Below are 14,128 nucleotides of genomic sequence, written 5' to 3'. Positions count from 1 at the left end.
TCGGACCGGAGGGGTGCGGAGGGGCTCGCGTAGCATGACAAAGGAATCGTCCGGTACCCCCGCGGACTGGAACGGAAGGCATCCTGCCGCGTGAACGCACATCTCTCCTCGGAGCACCCCAGCCCCCAGGACCGCCCCGCCCGGCTCACCGTCGGCGTCGTCGGCGCAGGACGGGTCGGCCCCGCACTGGCCGCCTCGCTCCGGCTCGCCGGCCACCGCCCGGTCGCCGTGTCCGGTGTCTCCGACGCCTCCCGGCGACGCGCGGAGACCATGCTCCCCGGCGTCCCCGTGATGGAGCCCGCCGAGGTGCTGGCGCACGCCGAGCTCGTGCTGCTCACCGTCCCCGACGACGCCCTGCCCGGCCTCGTCGCAGGCCTCGCCGAGACCGGCGCGGTCCGTCCGGGGCAGCTCCTCGTGCACACCTCGGGGCGGCACGGCACCGCCGTCCTCGACCCCGCCCGGCGGGCCGGCGCCCTGCCGCTGGCCCTGCACCCCGCGATGACCTTCACCGGCACCCCGGTCGACGTCCAGCGGCTGGCCGGATGCTCCTTCGGTGTCACGGCACCCGAGGAACTGCGGCTGGCCGCCGAGGCGCTGGTCATCGAGATGGGCGGCGAGCCCGAGTGGATCGAGGAGACGGCGCGCCCGCTCTACCACGCGGCCCTCGCCCTCGGCGCCAACCACCTCGTCACCCTCGTCGCCCAGGCCATGGAGCTGCTGCGCACGGCCGGCGTGGAGCACCCCGACCGGATGCTCGGCCCGCTCCTCGGCGCCGCCCTCGACAACGCCCTGCGCAGCGGCGACGCCGCCCTCACCGGGCCCGTCGCCCGCGGCGACGCGGGCACGGTGGCCGCCCACATCGCGGAGCTGCGCGCCCACGCGCCCCAGGCCGTCGCCGGATACCTGGCGATGGCCCGCACCACCGCGGACCGCGCCCTCGCGCACGGCCTGCTCAAGCCGGAACTGGCGGAGGACCTGCTCGGCGTCCTCGCGGACGGAGGCAACAAGTGACCACCCCCCGACTCGCCCGCACGGCAGCGGAGCTCCACGGGCCGCCGCGCAACGGCCGCCGCGCCGTCGTGATGACCATGGGCGCCCTGCACGAGGGGCACGCGACCCTGATCCGCACCGCCCGCGAACTGGTCGGCGCGGACGGCCAGGTGGTCGTCACGGTCTTCGTCAACCCGCTGCAGTTCGGCGCCGGCGAGGACCTCGAGCGCTACCCGCGCACCCTCGACGCCGACCTCGCCGTCGCCGAAAAGGCAGGCGCGGACGTCGTGTTCGCCCCCGCGGCCGACGAGGTCTACCCCGGCGGCGAGCCCCAGGTCCGTATCACGGCGGGCCCGATGGGCGAGCGGCTCGAAGGCGCCTTCCGTCCCGGCCACTTCGACGGCGTGCTCACCGTCGTCGCCAAGCTGCTGCACCTGACGCTCCCGGACGTCGCCCTGTTCGGTCAGAAGGACGCGCAGCAACTCGCCCTGATCCGCCGCATGGTGCGCGATCTGAACTTCCCCGTCGAGATCGTGGCCGTCCCCACGGTCCGCGAGGACGACGGGCTGGCGCTCTCCAGCCGCAACCGCTACCTCTCCGACGCCGACCGGGCCTCCGCACTGGAGCTGTCGCGCGCCCTGCTCGCCGCCCACAACGTCGTCGAACTCGGCCCGGGCGCCGTCCGGCACGCCGCACACGTCGTCCTGCACGCGGCCGCGCAGCTGACGCCGCCGGTCGACCTCGACTACCTCGCACTCGTCGACCCGGCGGACTTCACCGAGGTCCCCGACGACTTCACCGGCGAGGCCGTTCTCGCCGTCGCCGCCAAGGTGGGCACCACCCGCCTGATCGACAACATGCCTCTTGTCTTCGGGGCGTTCGGAGAGGACCGATGAGCGGTATACGCCTGCACGCCTCCCGCCCCGGCTGGTCGGTCGACGCCGACGTCGTCGTGGTGGGCTCCGGCGTCGCCGGACTCACCGTCGCGCTGCGCTGCGCAGCGGCCGGGCGGAAGGTCACGGTCGTCACCAAGGCCCTCCTGGACGACGGTTCGACGCGCTGGGCGCAGGGCGGCATCGCTGCCGCCCTCGGCGACGGCGACACCCCCGGGCAGCACCTGGACGACACCCTCGTCGCCGGTGCGGGCCTGTGCGACGAGGACGCCGTGCGCGCGCTCGTCACCGAAGGCCCGGACGCGGTCCGCAGACTCATCGCCACCGGTGCGCAGTTCGACACCGACGACGTCACCGGCGAGATCCTGCTGACCCGCGAGGGCGGTCACCACCGCCGCCGCATCGCCCACGCCGGCGGCGACGCCACCGGTGCGGAGATCTCCCGGGCGCTCGTCGAGGCCGTGCGGGCCGCGGGCATCGAGACCATCGAGCACGCACTGGTCCTCGACCTCCTCAAGGACGCGGACGGCCGCGCCGCGGGCGTCTCCCTGCACGTGATGGGCGAGGGGCAGCGCGACGGCGTCGGCGCCGTACGGGCCGGAGCGGTCGTCCTGGCGACCGGCGGCATGGGTCAGGTGTTCTCCGCGACCACCAACCCGGCCGTCTCCACGGGCGACGGTGTGGCGCTCGCCCTGCGCGCCGGTGCGGAGATCTCGGACCTGGAGTTCGTCCAGTTCCATCCGACCGTCCTGTGGCTCGGTCCCGGCTCCGAGGGACAGCAGCCGCTCGTCTCCGAGGCGGTGCGCGGCGAAGGCGCCCACCTGGTCGACGCCGACGGCCACCGCTTCATGGTCGGGCAGCACGAACTCGCCGAGCTGGCACCGCGCGACATCGTCGCCAAGGGCATCATGCGGCGCATGCAGGAGACCGGCGCGGAGCACATGTTCCTCGACGCCCGGCACTTCGGCGCGCAGATGTGGGAACACCGCTTCCCCACCATCCTGGCGGCCTGCCGGGCGCACGGCATCGACCCGGTCACCGAGCCCATTCCGGTCGCACCGGCCGCGCACTACGCCTCCGGCGGCGTACGGACGGATCTGCACGGCCGGACGACGGTTCCCGGGCTGTACGCGTGCGGCGAGGTGGCGTGCACCGGCGTGCACGGCGCGAACCGGCTGGCGTCCAACTCCCTGCTGGAAGGCCTGGTGTTCGCCGAGCGGATCGCCTCCGACATCGGCACGTCCGCCGACGCGGCGGCGGGCCGGGAGCCGGCGGACGAGACGGCCCGGGCGTCGTGCCTCGTCGCCCCCGAGGCGCGTCAGGCCGTCCAGCGCATCATGACCGCCGGCGCGGGCGTCCTGCGCTCCGCAGAGAGCCTGCGGGTGGCGGCGGAGCAGCTGGAAGCCCTCCACACCGACTGCGCCGCCCCGCCGGAAGCCGCCGGCACCGAGAGCTGGGAAGCCACCAACCTCCTGCTCGTGGCCCGCGTCCTGGTCGCCGCCGCGCTCCGCCGCGAGGAGACCCGCGGCTGCCACTGGCGCGAGGACCGGCCCGACCGCGACGACACCGCCTGGCGCCGCCACCTGCTGGTGACGCTCGGCCCCGACCGCACTCTCGCGGTCTCCACCACCGGGACGGCCGCCTTTCCGCCCGTAACCTCCGCTGCCACCGAGGAGAAGCACGTGAGCACCATGTCCGGCACCCCCGAGGAACTTCCGCTGCACCAGATCGGCGAGGAGGCGTCCGGCTGCGGCGCCGGCTGCGCCTGCGGCGAGACGGACGCCGAGGCCATGGAGTGCGGCCTCGACCCCGACCTCTCCGCGCTCCTGGTCGCAGCAGGACTGGACCCGCTGCAGATCGAGGACATCGCCCACCTCGCCATCGACGAGGACCTGGACGGCGGCAAGGACATCACCACCTTCGCCACCATCCCCCACGACGCCGTCGCCACCGCCGACTTCACCGCCCGGGAGGCGGGCACCGTCGCCGGGCTGCGCATCGCCGAGGCGATCCTGTCCGTCGTGTGCACCGAGGAGTTCGAGGTCGAGCGGCACGTCGAGGACGGCGACCAGGTGGAGGCCGGCCAGAAGCTTCTGACCGTCCGGACGCACACCCGCGACCTGCTGACCGGTGAGCGCAGCGCGCTCAACATCCTGTGCCGTCTGTCGGGCATCGCCACCGCCACGCGCGCGTGGGCGGACGTCCTGCAGGGCACCAAGGCGGCCGTCCGCGACACCCGCAAGACGACGGTCGGCCTGCGTGCTCTGGAGAAGTACGCGGTGCGGTGCGGCGGTGGTGTCAACCACCGCATGTCGCTGTCGGACGCCGCGCTCATCAAGGACAACCACGTCGTCGCCGCGGGTGGCGTCGCCGAGGCGTTCAAGGCCGTGCGGGAGCAGTTCCCGGACGTCGCGATCGAGGTCGAGGTGGACCGGATCGACCAGATCCCGCCGATCCTCGCCGAGGGCGCGGACCTGATCCTGCTGGACAACTTCACGGTGGAGCAGACGCGCGAGGCCGTCGAACTCGTCGCGGGGCGCGCCCTGCTGGAGTCCTCCGGGCGCCTCACGCTCGCCAACGCCCGCGCGTACGCCGAGGCGGGCGTCGACTTCCTCGCCGTCGGGGCGCTCACCCACTCCTCCCCGATCCTCGACATCGGGCTGGACCTCCGGGAAGAAGCCGTCTGATGCTGCTCACCATCGATGTCGGCAACACCCACACGGTCCTCGGCCTGTTCGACGGCGAGGACATCGTGGAGCACTGGCGCATCTCCACCGACGCCCGCCGCACGGCCGACGAACTGGCCGTCCTCATCCAGGGGTTGATGGGCAGGCACCCGCTGCTCGGTGACGAGCTGGGCGAGGGCATCGAGGGCATCGCCATCTGCTCGACCGTGCCGTCCGTCCTGCACGAGCTGCGCGAGGTGACCCGCCGCTACTACGGCGACGTGCCGGCGATCCTCGTCGAGCCGGGCGTGAAGACGGGGGTGCCGATCCTGATGGACAACCCCAAGGAGGTCGGCGCCGACCGCATCATCAACGCGGTCGCCGCCGTCGAGCTGTACGGCGGGCCGTGCGTGGTCGTCGACTTCGGCACGGCCACCACGTTCGACGCGGTGAGTGCGCGCGGGGAGTACGTCGGCGGCGTGATCGCCCCGGGTATCGAGATCTCGGTGGAGGCACTGGGCGTCCGGGGCGCCCAGCTGCGCAAGATCGAGCTGGCCCGGCCGCGCAGCGTCATCGGCAAGAACACCGTCGAGGCGATGCAGTCGGGCATCCTCTACGGCTTCACGGGCCAGGTGGACGGGGTCGTGAACCGGATGGCGCGGGAGCTGGCCGACGACCCGGACGACGTGACGGTCATCGCGACGGGCGGACTCGCGCCGATGGTGCTGGGCGAGGCGTCGGTGATCGACGAGCACGAGCCGTGGCTCACGCTGATCGGCCTGCGGCTGGTCTACGAGCGCAACGTCTCGCGCACGTAATCCGCTCCGGGGATGCTCCCGAGGGCGCTTCCGGTGATGCTCCGGGGACGCTCCGGGAAGGTTCCCGGAGCCGCGTCGGCATTCGAGGGTATTCGGCGGCATTCGCGGCAGAGGCATTTGCGGGGAACCCGGCTCCGGCCGGGTTCCGGCGCATGCCACGCCGAAATGGCGGAATAGGCCAAAATTGTCCGTTTAGCACTTAAAGTCGGCGTATGCCCACGCCATATGGATCCCGCGGCGGCATGGCGTTCAGCGCGGACGAGCTGCGCGTACTGCGTCGTGCCCTCGCCATCGCACTCCGGCCCCACTCCGTCCTCCGGCACCCCGGCCCCGCGCGGGCCGAGGAGGTGCGGGACTGCCTCCGGCTCGCCGAAGCCGTGGACGAGGCGGTCCTCGAAGGCGGCAGGCTGCGCGCCTTCCTCCTCGCCGACCTCGCCCGCCACCGCTCCGCCCTGCCCGGGGCCGCCTCCGGCTATCTGGAGCGCCTCCAGGACGCCCTGGCGGCGGGCTGCCGGCCCGGCGCCGAGGACATCGCCGCGCTGCGCACGCTCTGCACGGCCGCATCCGGCAGGGCCGAGGCCGGCCGCCGCGCGGCGCTGCTGCAGCGCTGCGAATGCCTGACGCAGGCGGCCGTGCCGGCCTCGCGCACGGACGGCGCCCCGGTGGCGCGGCGCACCCGGCTGCTGGCCCTGCCGGGCGGACGGACGGCGCCGCAGGAGGCGGACGCACCCAAGCCCGGCCCGCGGCCCGCAGCGCCGGAGAGGCCCGTGGAGAAGCCGACGCCACCGCCTGCCGCACCGCGCCCCGACCGCCCGATTCCGACACCCGGCGAGGTCTTCCCGCCGCGGCGCAAGCCCGCTCCGCCGCCGACGGGCCTGAGGGCCCGGCCCGCCTGAGGGACCCAGGGCCTGTCGACGGGCCCTAGCGGCGACCGTCACGCCGGGGCGCGTAATCTGGACGGGTCGCTCAGCAATGCAGCATTCCGACCCATCCAGAAGGAGCCGACGGCCATGGACTATGTCGCCGCGCTGGTCCCGCCCGTGGTGATGGCGGTGGCTTTCATCGCGCTGATCGTGACGATCGTCAGGAGCCAGGGCGGTGCGAACAAGGCCAAGGAGGACGCCGCCGTCGACGCCGCGTTCGCCCGCGCCGAGGCCGCACGGCAGCCGGCCGAGGGCTCCGGGGCCTGAGGGTTCCGGCCGAGCACAGGCCGCCGCTTCACGCAGGGCGTACGGTCCGGGACGGAATTTCCGGATCGTGCGCCCTTTTTGCTGCCCTGATAAACCGGCATTCGAGACATCTCCCACTATTATTCGCGTGTGGTTCGACGCCTGGGTGAACTGGAAGACGCCGTGATGACGCGCGTGTGGGAGTGGAACCGGCCGGTCACTGTTCGGGAAGTCCTCGAGGACCTTCAGCAGGAACGGACCATCGCCTACACGACCGTGATGACCGTAATGGACAACCTGTATCAGAAGGGCTGGCTGCGGCGGGAAGCCGAAGGCCGGGCCTATCGATATGAGGCGGTCTCGAACCGGGCGGCCTACTCGGCCGCACTGATGAACGAAGCCTGGTCGGTCAGCGACAACCCGGCAGCCGCTCTCGTCGCCTTCTTCGGCATGATGTCGGCCGAACAACGCGAGGCCCTGCGCGATGCCATCCGGGTCGTCCAACTCGACGGGCCCGGCGAGCCCCCCGGCACGCCGGGACGATAGCGTCCGGCTGTGTCCACTGCATCTGTCAAGGCTGCTCTATCAAATGCCGTCACCGTCCGTCGGGCCCGGACCAGCGATGTGCCCGCGGTGCGCGAGCTCATCAACACCTACGCCCGCGACCGCATCCTCCTCGACAAAGCCACGGTGACGCTTTACGAGGACATCCAGGAGTTCTGGGTCGCCGAGCGCGACGAGGACGGTACTGTCATCGGGTGCGGTGCACTGCATGTGATGTGGGAAGACCTCGCCGAGGTCCGCACTCTCGCCGTCGACCCGGGCGTGCGGGGTGCGGGAGTCGGGCACCAGGTACTGGACAAGCTGTTGCGGACGGCCCGCTGGCTCGGCGTGCGGCGCATTTTCTGCCTCACCTTCGAAGTCGACTTCTTCGCGAAGCACGGCTTCGTCGAGATCGGTGAGACCCCGGTGGACGGTGATGTCTACAGCGAGCTGCTGCGTTCCTATGACGAGGGCGTTGCCGAGTTCCTGGGTCTCGAACGAGTGAAGCCGAACACCCTTGGCAACAGCCGGATGCTTCTGCATCTGTGAAGCGCGGTCCCTATGTCCGAATCGCGCCCCTATCGTGCGGGCCCGGAAGGCATCGTTCCCACCGGGAAGGCGGGCTGAACCTTCCCCGGGGGTTTGTGTTTTTCCGGGAAAGGCGGTTTGCTATTCCTCCGTAATCCCTTTTCCGCTGATGAAAGGAATCCCCGTGGCGCAGAAGGTTCAGGTCCTTCTTGTCGATGACCTCGACGGCGGCGAGGCGGACGAGACCGTGACGTTCGCCCTGGACGGCAAGACCTACGAGATCGACCTCAACACCGCCAACGCGGACAAGCTGCGCGGTGCACTCGAGGACTTCGTGAAGGCCGGCCGCCGCACCGGTGGCCGCTCCGCGGGTGCTCGCGGGAAGGTCCGCGCCGCGTCCGTCGGCAGCCCGGACACCGCGAAGATCCGCGCGTGGGCCAAGGAGAACGGCTACAACGTCAACGACCGCGGCCGCGTCCCGGCCGACATCCGCGAGGCGTACGAGAAGGCCAACGGCTGATCCGGCCGATCTCCCGACGGCTGACGCCTGCGTGCCGCGCCGGCGCGCAGCAGCCGGGCCCGGTGGCACTCCGTGGCCGCCGCGCTCACGAGCCGTACGAGACCGGGGGCGGCACCTTCGCCCCCGAGGCCGGCCGCCGGCAGCGTCGGCTCGACCTCGCATCCCGTCCGGGGAGGCCGCAGCCAGACGGCCTCCTGTGCGGCTCCGGGGCCGTCTCCCGGACCGTGCTGCCCGGGAACCCCGCCCACCGGTGAGGGGGCGGTGATCCGGCCGTCCAACCCCTGTGCGGTCAGATCCAGGGCGACCCCGCCCCATTCCAGCCATTCGATCAGCCCAGGCAGTTCCTCGGCACTGCCCGCCGCGGTCAGGAACCAGATCCTCCGGGCCTGCGGATCGAAGGCGACGGGACCGGCCGGCGGCAGCCGCTGCACCACCGCGAGCCCGGCGTCCACGGGCAGCCCCAGGGCGTCGAACCGCACCCCGGTGAGCAGCTGCACGGGCGGCCCGTCCGCAACCGGCCAGCCGAGAGCCTGCTCGTACCACCGGCGCCGGGAAACCGGCGCGGGACCATGGAGGTGCGAAGGGGCCGCCGTCATGGACGGTGCAACTGCGAAAGGCCCAAGAGGTTACGCAGAGTGGGGAGTTGGGCACGCTCTGTGTAAGGAATGCGGGGCGCACAGGCGCCTCCGGTGGCGTGGGGGTGTTCGCCCGTAGCGGAGGGACGGTGCCCGCGCCGCATGGAGTGTCGGCGCCTGCGGGTAGGACATTCCCCGTGGGGAGAGGCGGTATAGCAGCGTGCTCGGCGCATCACCGGGGCGGTGTGCGGGCCCGGGGCGGGCGTGTCGGGCCAAGCGGGCGTTCGCCATGGGCGTAGTGGTGGTGGGCGTATATGCCTGGCCTGCGGGAACATCGTCTCCCAACATCGGGTTGGAGCAGATGTCGGCTGTTCGGGGCAGGAGGCCAAGGACGGGTGTCGGCAGTTGGAATGAGCTGTCCCGCCCAGCGGGACTAGCATGCGGAAGGACAGGGAGGGGACCGACCCCTAACTGCCTGACCGCTCTGAGGAGCGATTAACGATGTTCGAGAGGTTCACCGACCGCGCGCGGCGGGTTGTCGTCCTGGCTCAGGAAGAAGCCCGGATGCTCAACCACAACTACATCGGCACCGAGCACATCCTCCTGGGCCTGATCCACGAGGGTGAGGGTGTCGCCGCTAAGGCCCTGGAGAGCCTCGGGATTTCGCTCGAGGCGGTCCGCCAGCAGGTGGAGGAGATCATCGGCCAGGGCCAGCAGGCCCCGTCCGGCCACATTCCCTTCACCCCCCGTGCCAAGAAGGTCCTGGAGCTGTCGCTCCGCGAGGCCCTCCAGCTCGGCCACAACTACATCGGCACGGAGCACATCCTGCTCGGCCTGATCCGCGAGGGCGAGGGCGTCGCCGCCCAGGTCCTGGTCAAGCTGGGCGCCGATCTCAACCGGGTGCGGCAGCAGGTCATCCAGCTGCTCTCCGGTTACCAGGGCAAGGAGGCCGCCACGGCCGGCGGCCCGGCCGAGGGCACGCCCTCGACCTCGCTCGTCCTGGACCAGTTCGGCCGCAACCTGACGCAGGCCGCCCGCGAATCCAAGCTCGACCCGGTCATCGGGCGCGAGAAGGAGATCGAGCGGGTCATGCAGGTGCTGTCCCGCCGTACCAAGAACAACCCGGTCCTCATCGGCGAGCCCGGCGTCGGCAAGACCGCCGTCGTCGAGGGGCTGGCCCAGGCCATCGTCAAGGGCGAGGTGCCCGAGACCCTCAAGGACAAGCACCTCTACACCCTCGACCTCGGTGCCCTCGTCGCGGGCTCCCGCTACCGCGGTGACTTCGAGGAGCGCCTGAAGAAGGTCCTCAAGGAGATCCGCACCCGCGGCGACATCATCCTGTTCATCGACGAGCTCCACACCCTGGTGGGTGCGGGCGCCGCCGAGGGCGCGATCGACGCGGCCTCGATCCTCAAGCCGATGCTGGCGCGGGGCGAGCTGCAGACCATCGGCGCCACCACGCTCGACGAGTACCGCAAGCACCTGGAGAAGGACGCCGCCCTCGAGCGCCGCTTCCAGCCCATCCAGGTCGCCGAGCCGTCGCTGCCGCACACGATCGAGATCCTCAAGGGTCTGCGCGACCGCTACGAGGCCCACCACCGGGTCTCCATCACGGACGAGGCCCTGGTCCAGGCCGCCACCCTGGCCGACCGCTACATCTCGGACCGCTTCCTGCCGGACAAGGCGATCGACCTGATCGACGAGGCCGGCTCCCGGATGCGCATCCGCCGGATGACCGCTCCGCCGGACCTCCGCGAGTTCGACGAGAAGATCGCCGACGTGCGCCGCGAGAAGGAGTCCGCGATCGACTCGCAGGACTTCGAGAAGGCCGCTTCCCTCCGCGACAAGGAGAAGCAGCTGCTGGCCGCCAAGGCCAAGCGGGAGAAGGAGTGGAAGGCCGGCGACATGGACGTCGTCGCCGAGGTCGACGGCGAGCTGATCGCCGAGGTCCTGGCCACCGCCACGGGCATCCCGGTCTTCAAGCTCACCGAGGAGGAGTCCTCCCGCCTGCTGCGCATGGAGGACGAGCTGCACAAGCGCGTCATCGGCCAGAAGGACGCCATCAAGGCGCTCTCCCAGGCCATCCGGCGCACGCGTGCAGGCCTCAAGGACCCGAAGCGTCCCGGCGGATCGTTCATCTTCGCCGGCCCCTCGGGTGTCGGTAAGACGGAGCTGTCCAAGACGCTTGCCGAATTCCTCTTCGGCGACGAGGACGCCCTGATCTCCCTCGACATGTCGGAGTTCAGCGAGAAGCACACCGTCTCGCGGCTCTTCGGTTCCCCGCCCGGATACGTGGGTTACGAAGAGGGCGGCCAGCTCACCGAGAAGGTGCGCCGCAAGCCGTTCTCCGTCGTCCTCTTCGACGAGGTCGAGAAGGCCCACCCGGACATCTTCAATTCGCTGCTGCAGATCCTGGAGGACGGTCGTCTGACCGACTCCCAGGGCCGCGTGGTCGATTTCAAGAACACGGTCATCATCATGACCACCAACCTCGGAACCCGGGACATCTCCAAGGGCTTCAATCTGGGCTTCGCCGCCCAGGGCGACGTCAAGACCGGGTACGAGCGGATGAAGGCGAAGGTCAACGAGGAGCTCAAGCAGCACTTCCGGCCGGAGTTCCTCAACCGTGTCGACGACACGGTGGTCTTCCACCAGCTCAGCCAGGAAGACATCATCCAGATCGTCGACCTGATGATCGCCAAGGTGGACGAGCGTCTGAAGGACCGCGACATGGGCATCGAGCTCAGCGCGGACGCGAAGACGCTGCTCGCGAAGAAGGGCTACGACCCGATCCTGGGTGCCCGGCCGCTGCGCCGCACCATCCAGCGCGAGATCGAGGACATCCTCTCCGAGAAGATCCTCTTCGGGGAGCTGCGTCCGGGCCACATCGTCGTCGTCGGCACCGAGGGTGAAGGCGAGGAGAAGAAGTTCACCTTCCGTGGCGAGGAGAAGTCCGCGCTTCCCGACACCCCGCCGGTGGAGTCGGCGACGGGTGGCGGCGCCGGGCCCAACCTGTCCAAGGACGCGTAACGGCGCCGTAGGCGCCTGCTGTACCGGTTGATCGGCCCCGGAACCGCGAAAAGCGGTTCCGGGGCCGATTTGCTGTCCGCGCCCCGTCTCCGGCTCGTGACAAGTCGCACAGCCCCCTCCCCCCGTACTAGGCCGGATAGCAGGGTCGGATCCCCGCACGGCCGCTGCGTACGCCGAATTCCCGGCCCGGCTGCTACGGCCCTCCTTAGGAGGTGCCCGCCTTGGCCCGGTATGCGGAAACGCGCTACCAAGGAGAGAGCCCCCGGCCCGTGCCCGGGGCTCGTTCATGTCCGCGAACCTTGGAGGCTCTGTCCGTATGCCGAAGCGCACCGTTTTCTGCAACGTCAGCACGTCCGTCCGCACCCGCGTCGCCGCCGTGGTGGCCGCCGGGCTGGGGGCGTCGCTGGCCTGCGGGGCGGGCGCCGCGCTGGCGGTGGAGCCGAAGCCGGAGCCGCAGCCGCAGGAGATTCCGGCGTACGAGGCCGCGGCCGCCGTCGGCGACGCCCTGCATGCGCAGGCCGCCACGCAGCTGCAGGCCGCGGAGAAGGCCAAGCGGGCCGCCGAGGCGGAGCGGGCCGGCCGTGCCGCGGAGGAGCGCCGTCGGATCGAGGCGTGGGTCGCCCCGGTCGACGGGTACGAGATCGGCCAGCCCTTCGGCATCGACGGCAGCCACTGGGCCAACAAGCACAGCGGCCAGGATCTCGTCGTCCCCACCGGCACCCCGGTCAAGGCGGTGCATGGCGGCACGGTCGTCAAGGCCGGCCCGAACGGTGGCGGCGACGGGCCCGCATACGGCAACGCCATCGTCGTCAAGCACGGTGACGGCACGTACTCGCAGTACGCGCACCTGTCGACGGTGACGGTGACCGTGGGGCAGACCGTGGGGACCGGTCAGGAGATCGGTCTCTCCGGTTCCACCGGGAACTCGACCGGGCCGCATCTGCACTTCGAGATCCGTACGACTGCGGATTACGGCTCCGCGGTCGAGCCGGATCGCTTTCTGCGGGATCACGGGACAGAGCTTTAGGCAGTCGGTCGGCTGCGGGTCCGTTTCGGCTGAGCGTGCAGTTCCCCGCGCCCCTTACGGGGCACTCAGTCCGGGACCTGGATGATCGGGAACGTTCCCGTGTCCGTGGGGGACGACTCCGGGAGCCAGAGCACCGCGATCGCGCCGCCGCCGCCCGGTCCTGCCGGGTCCGCGTTGCGGAAGGTCAGGCGGGCGCCCAGGACGCGGGCCTGACCGGCGGCGATGGTGAGGCCCAGGCCGTGGCCCTGGCCGGCGCGGTCCTCGCTGCCGGTGCGGAAGCGGCTCGGGCCCTCCCGCAGCAGTTCCTCGGGGAAGCCGGGGCCGTGGTCGCGGACCCGGACGACCCGGCCCTCGACCGTGACCTCCACGGGGGCCTTGCCGTATTTGGCGGCATTGGCCAGCAGATTGCCGAGGATCCGCTCCAGCCGGCGCGGGTCCGTGGAGACGTACGCCTCGCGCAGCACCCGCACCCGGGCCTCCGGCAGGAACGCCCGCACCCGGCGCAGCACGAACTCGCCCAGCTCGATGTCCTGCATCTCGGCCCGCTCGGCGAAGCCGTCCAGCCGGGCGACCTCCAGGACGTCCTCGACGAGGGTGCGCATGGCCTGCGCCCGGTCCCGGACGAGCTCGGTGGGACGGCCCGGCGGCAGCAGTTCGGCGGCCGTGAGCAGGCCGGTGACCGGGGTGCGCAGCTCGTGGGCGATGTCGGCGGTGACCCGCCGCTCGGCCTCCAGCCGGCTGCGCAGGGCCTCGGCCATGCCGTCGACGGCCCGGGCCAGGTCGTCCGTCTCGTCGCGCACCCGGCCGCCGATGGCGTCGCGGACCCGCACGTCGGGGTCGCCCTCGGCGAGCCTGCGGGCGGCGACGGAGGCCTTGCGGAGCCGGCGCGAGAGCTGGCCGCCGATGAGGATGCCGAGCGCGGTGCCGCCGAGCACGACGGAGACCGAGCCGATGATCAGGGCCCGGTCGAGGTCGTCGAGGATGTCGAAGCGGTCGTCGAAGCGGTTGTGGATGGAGAGGATCTTGCCGTTGCGCAGCGGCACCGAGGCCCACACCTCGGGGGCGCCGCTGCCGCTGTCCTGCAGGTATGTGGCGCGCTGGCCCAGGTCGGCGGCCTCCCGCAGGGGCTTGGGCAGGGCCGGGTCGTCCAGCTTGGCGCGGAGCATCAGCTTGCCGCCCGAGGACTCGTAGAAGCGCTGCGCGATCTGCACCCGGGAGTCCATGACGTCGCGCGCGCTGTTGAGCATGGAGACGCGCGCCGCGTTGTGCACCACGAGGCTCAGCGCGACGGCGACGAGCGCGCCCACAGCTGCGATGGCCAGGCTGACTTTCCAGCGCAGGCCGCTGCGGAGGGCGAGCTTCACGACGG

The 14,128-nt window shown here is 71.5% G+C and carries 13 protein-coding genes and 1 pseudogene; 12 read left to right on the top strand and 2 right to left on the bottom strand.

From position 1 onward, the window contains the following. Window positions 1-90: 90 nt before the first annotated feature. The 10 genes and pseudogenes from HG542_RS20990 (at window position 91) to HG542_RS20950 (ending at window position 8,127) form a co-directional block, all read left to right on the top strand. A complete protein-coding gene (locus tag HG542_RS20990; RefSeq protein ID WP_171083708.1) occupies window positions 91-1,011 on the top strand; it encodes a Rossmann-like and DUF2520 domain-containing protein in 921 nt (306 codons plus the stop codon). Further along, window positions 1,008-1,886, top strand: coding sequence for a pantoate--beta-alanine ligase (panC, locus tag HG542_RS20985; protein ID WP_227723057.1), 879 nt, complete (start codon window positions 1,008-1,010; stop codon window positions 1,884-1,886). The genes HG542_RS20990 and panC overlap by 4 nt, the downstream gene beginning before the upstream one ends. Next, window positions 1,883-3,556 (top strand): annotated as a pseudogene (locus HG542_RS35290) (L-aspartate oxidase); the annotation flags it as partial. The gene panC and the pseudogene HG542_RS35290, both read left to right, overlap by 4 nt. A gap of 18 nt (window positions 3,557-3,574) precedes the next feature. Beyond that, window positions 3,575-4,570 carry a carboxylating nicotinate-nucleotide diphosphorylase gene (gene nadC / locus HG542_RS35285; protein WP_306665327.1) on the top strand — a complete coding sequence of 332 codons (996 nt, stop codon included), beginning with the start codon at window positions 3,575-3,577 and terminating at the stop codon, window positions 4,568-4,570. Beyond that, on the top strand, window positions 4,570-5,367 hold the full coding sequence (locus tag HG542_RS20975; protein ID WP_171083702.1) for a type III pantothenate kinase: 798 nt from the start codon (window positions 4,570-4,572) through the stop codon (window positions 5,365-5,367). Before nadC ends, HG542_RS20975 begins: the two co-directional genes overlap by 1 nt. A 212-nt stretch (window positions 5,368-5,579) precedes the next feature. Further along, complete coding sequence (locus HG542_RS20970) at window positions 5,580-6,263, top strand: hypothetical protein (protein ID WP_171083700.1); 684 nt, start codon at window positions 5,580-5,582, stop codon at window positions 6,261-6,263. A gap of 114 nt (window positions 6,264-6,377) precedes the next feature. Continuing rightward, entirely contained in the window at window positions 6,378-6,557 is a 180-nt protein-coding gene (locus tag HG542_RS20965) for a hypothetical protein (RefSeq protein WP_171083699.1), read from the top strand. Window positions 6,558-6,686: 129 nt separating this feature from the next. Next, window positions 6,687-7,082 (top strand): BlaI/MecI/CopY family transcriptional regulator, encoded by a 396-nt coding sequence (locus HG542_RS20960; RefSeq protein WP_171083697.1) that lies wholly within the window; start codon window positions 6,687-6,689, stop codon window positions 7,080-7,082. Between the two features lie 9 nt (window positions 7,083-7,091). After that, window positions 7,092-7,628, top strand: coding sequence for an amino-acid N-acetyltransferase (locus tag HG542_RS20955; RefSeq protein WP_171083695.1), 537 nt, complete (start codon window positions 7,092-7,094; stop codon window positions 7,626-7,628). 163 nt (window positions 7,629-7,791) lie between these two features. Next, window positions 7,792-8,127, top strand: a complete 336-nt coding sequence (locus tag HG542_RS20950; protein ID WP_171083693.1) for a histone-like nucleoid-structuring protein Lsr2 — start codon at window positions 7,792-7,794, stop codon at window positions 8,125-8,127. On the opposite strand, the gene HG542_RS20945 is transcribed toward HG542_RS20950, so the two are convergent. Continuing rightward, window positions 8,058-8,723 (bottom strand): SCO3374 family protein, encoded by a 666-nt coding sequence (locus tag HG542_RS20945; protein ID WP_171083691.1) that lies wholly within the window; start codon window positions 8,721-8,723, stop codon window positions 8,058-8,060. The genes HG542_RS20950 and HG542_RS20945 overlap by 70 nt on opposite strands. Before the next feature lie 480 nt (window positions 8,724-9,203). On the opposite strand from HG542_RS20945, the gene HG542_RS20940 reads away from it, so the two are divergent. After that, window positions 9,204-11,732, top strand: a complete 2,529-nt coding sequence (locus HG542_RS20940; protein ID WP_171083689.1) for an ATP-dependent Clp protease ATP-binding subunit — start codon at window positions 9,204-9,206, stop codon at window positions 11,730-11,732. A gap of 316 nt (window positions 11,733-12,048) precedes the next feature. Further along, window positions 12,049-12,759: a M23 family metallopeptidase gene (locus HG542_RS20935; protein WP_171083687.1), complete on the top strand. Its 711-nt coding sequence runs from the start codon at window positions 12,049-12,051 to the stop codon at window positions 12,757-12,759. Between the two features lie 65 nt (window positions 12,760-12,824). Here HG542_RS20935 and cseC read toward each other — a convergent pair whose 3' ends face one another. Further along, complete coding sequence (cseC, locus tag HG542_RS20930) at window positions 12,825-14,123, bottom strand: two-component system sensor histidine kinase CseC (protein WP_171083685.1); 1,299 nt, start codon at window positions 14,121-14,123, stop codon at window positions 12,825-12,827. Window positions 14,124-14,128 lie beyond the last annotated feature (5 nt).

This window comes from Streptomyces morookaense, from assembly GCF_013030945.1.
In the GTDB taxonomy this organism is placed as follows: domain Bacteria; phylum Actinomycetota; class Actinomycetes; order Streptomycetales; family Streptomycetaceae; genus Streptomyces; species Streptomyces morookaensis.
Note: the sequence above shows the minus strand (reverse complement) of the source record. Positions and strands in the feature narration are given on the sequence as shown.

What these genes read in the sequence shown, in the direction of transcription:
- HG542_RS20935 (WP_171083687.1), top strand. Translation starts at nt 12,049, where the DNA reads ATGCCGAAGCGCACCGTTTTCTGCAACGTCAGCACGTCCGTCCGCACC.
- HG542_RS20940 (WP_171083689.1), top strand. Translation starts at nt 9,204, where the DNA reads ATGTTCGAGAGGTTCACCGACCGCGCGCGGCGGGTTGTCGTCCTGGCT.
- HG542_RS20970 (WP_171083700.1), top strand. Translation starts at nt 5,580, where the DNA reads ATGCCCACGCCATATGGATCCCGCGGCGGCATGGCGTTCAGCGCGGAC.
- nadC (WP_306665327.1), top strand. Translation starts at nt 3,575, where the DNA reads ATGTCCGGCACCCCCGAGGAACTTCCGCTGCACCAGATCGGCGAGGAG.
- HG542_RS20965 (WP_171083699.1), top strand. Translation starts at nt 6,378, where the DNA reads ATGGACTATGTCGCCGCGCTGGTCCCGCCCGTGGTGATGGCGGTGGCT.
- HG542_RS20945 (WP_171083691.1), bottom strand. Translation starts at nt 8,723, where the DNA reads ATGACGGCGGCCCCTTCGCACCTCCATGGTCCCGCGCCGGTTTCCCGG.
- HG542_RS20975 (WP_171083702.1), top strand. Translation starts at nt 4,570, where the DNA reads ATGCTGCTCACCATCGATGTCGGCAACACCCACACGGTCCTCGGCCTG.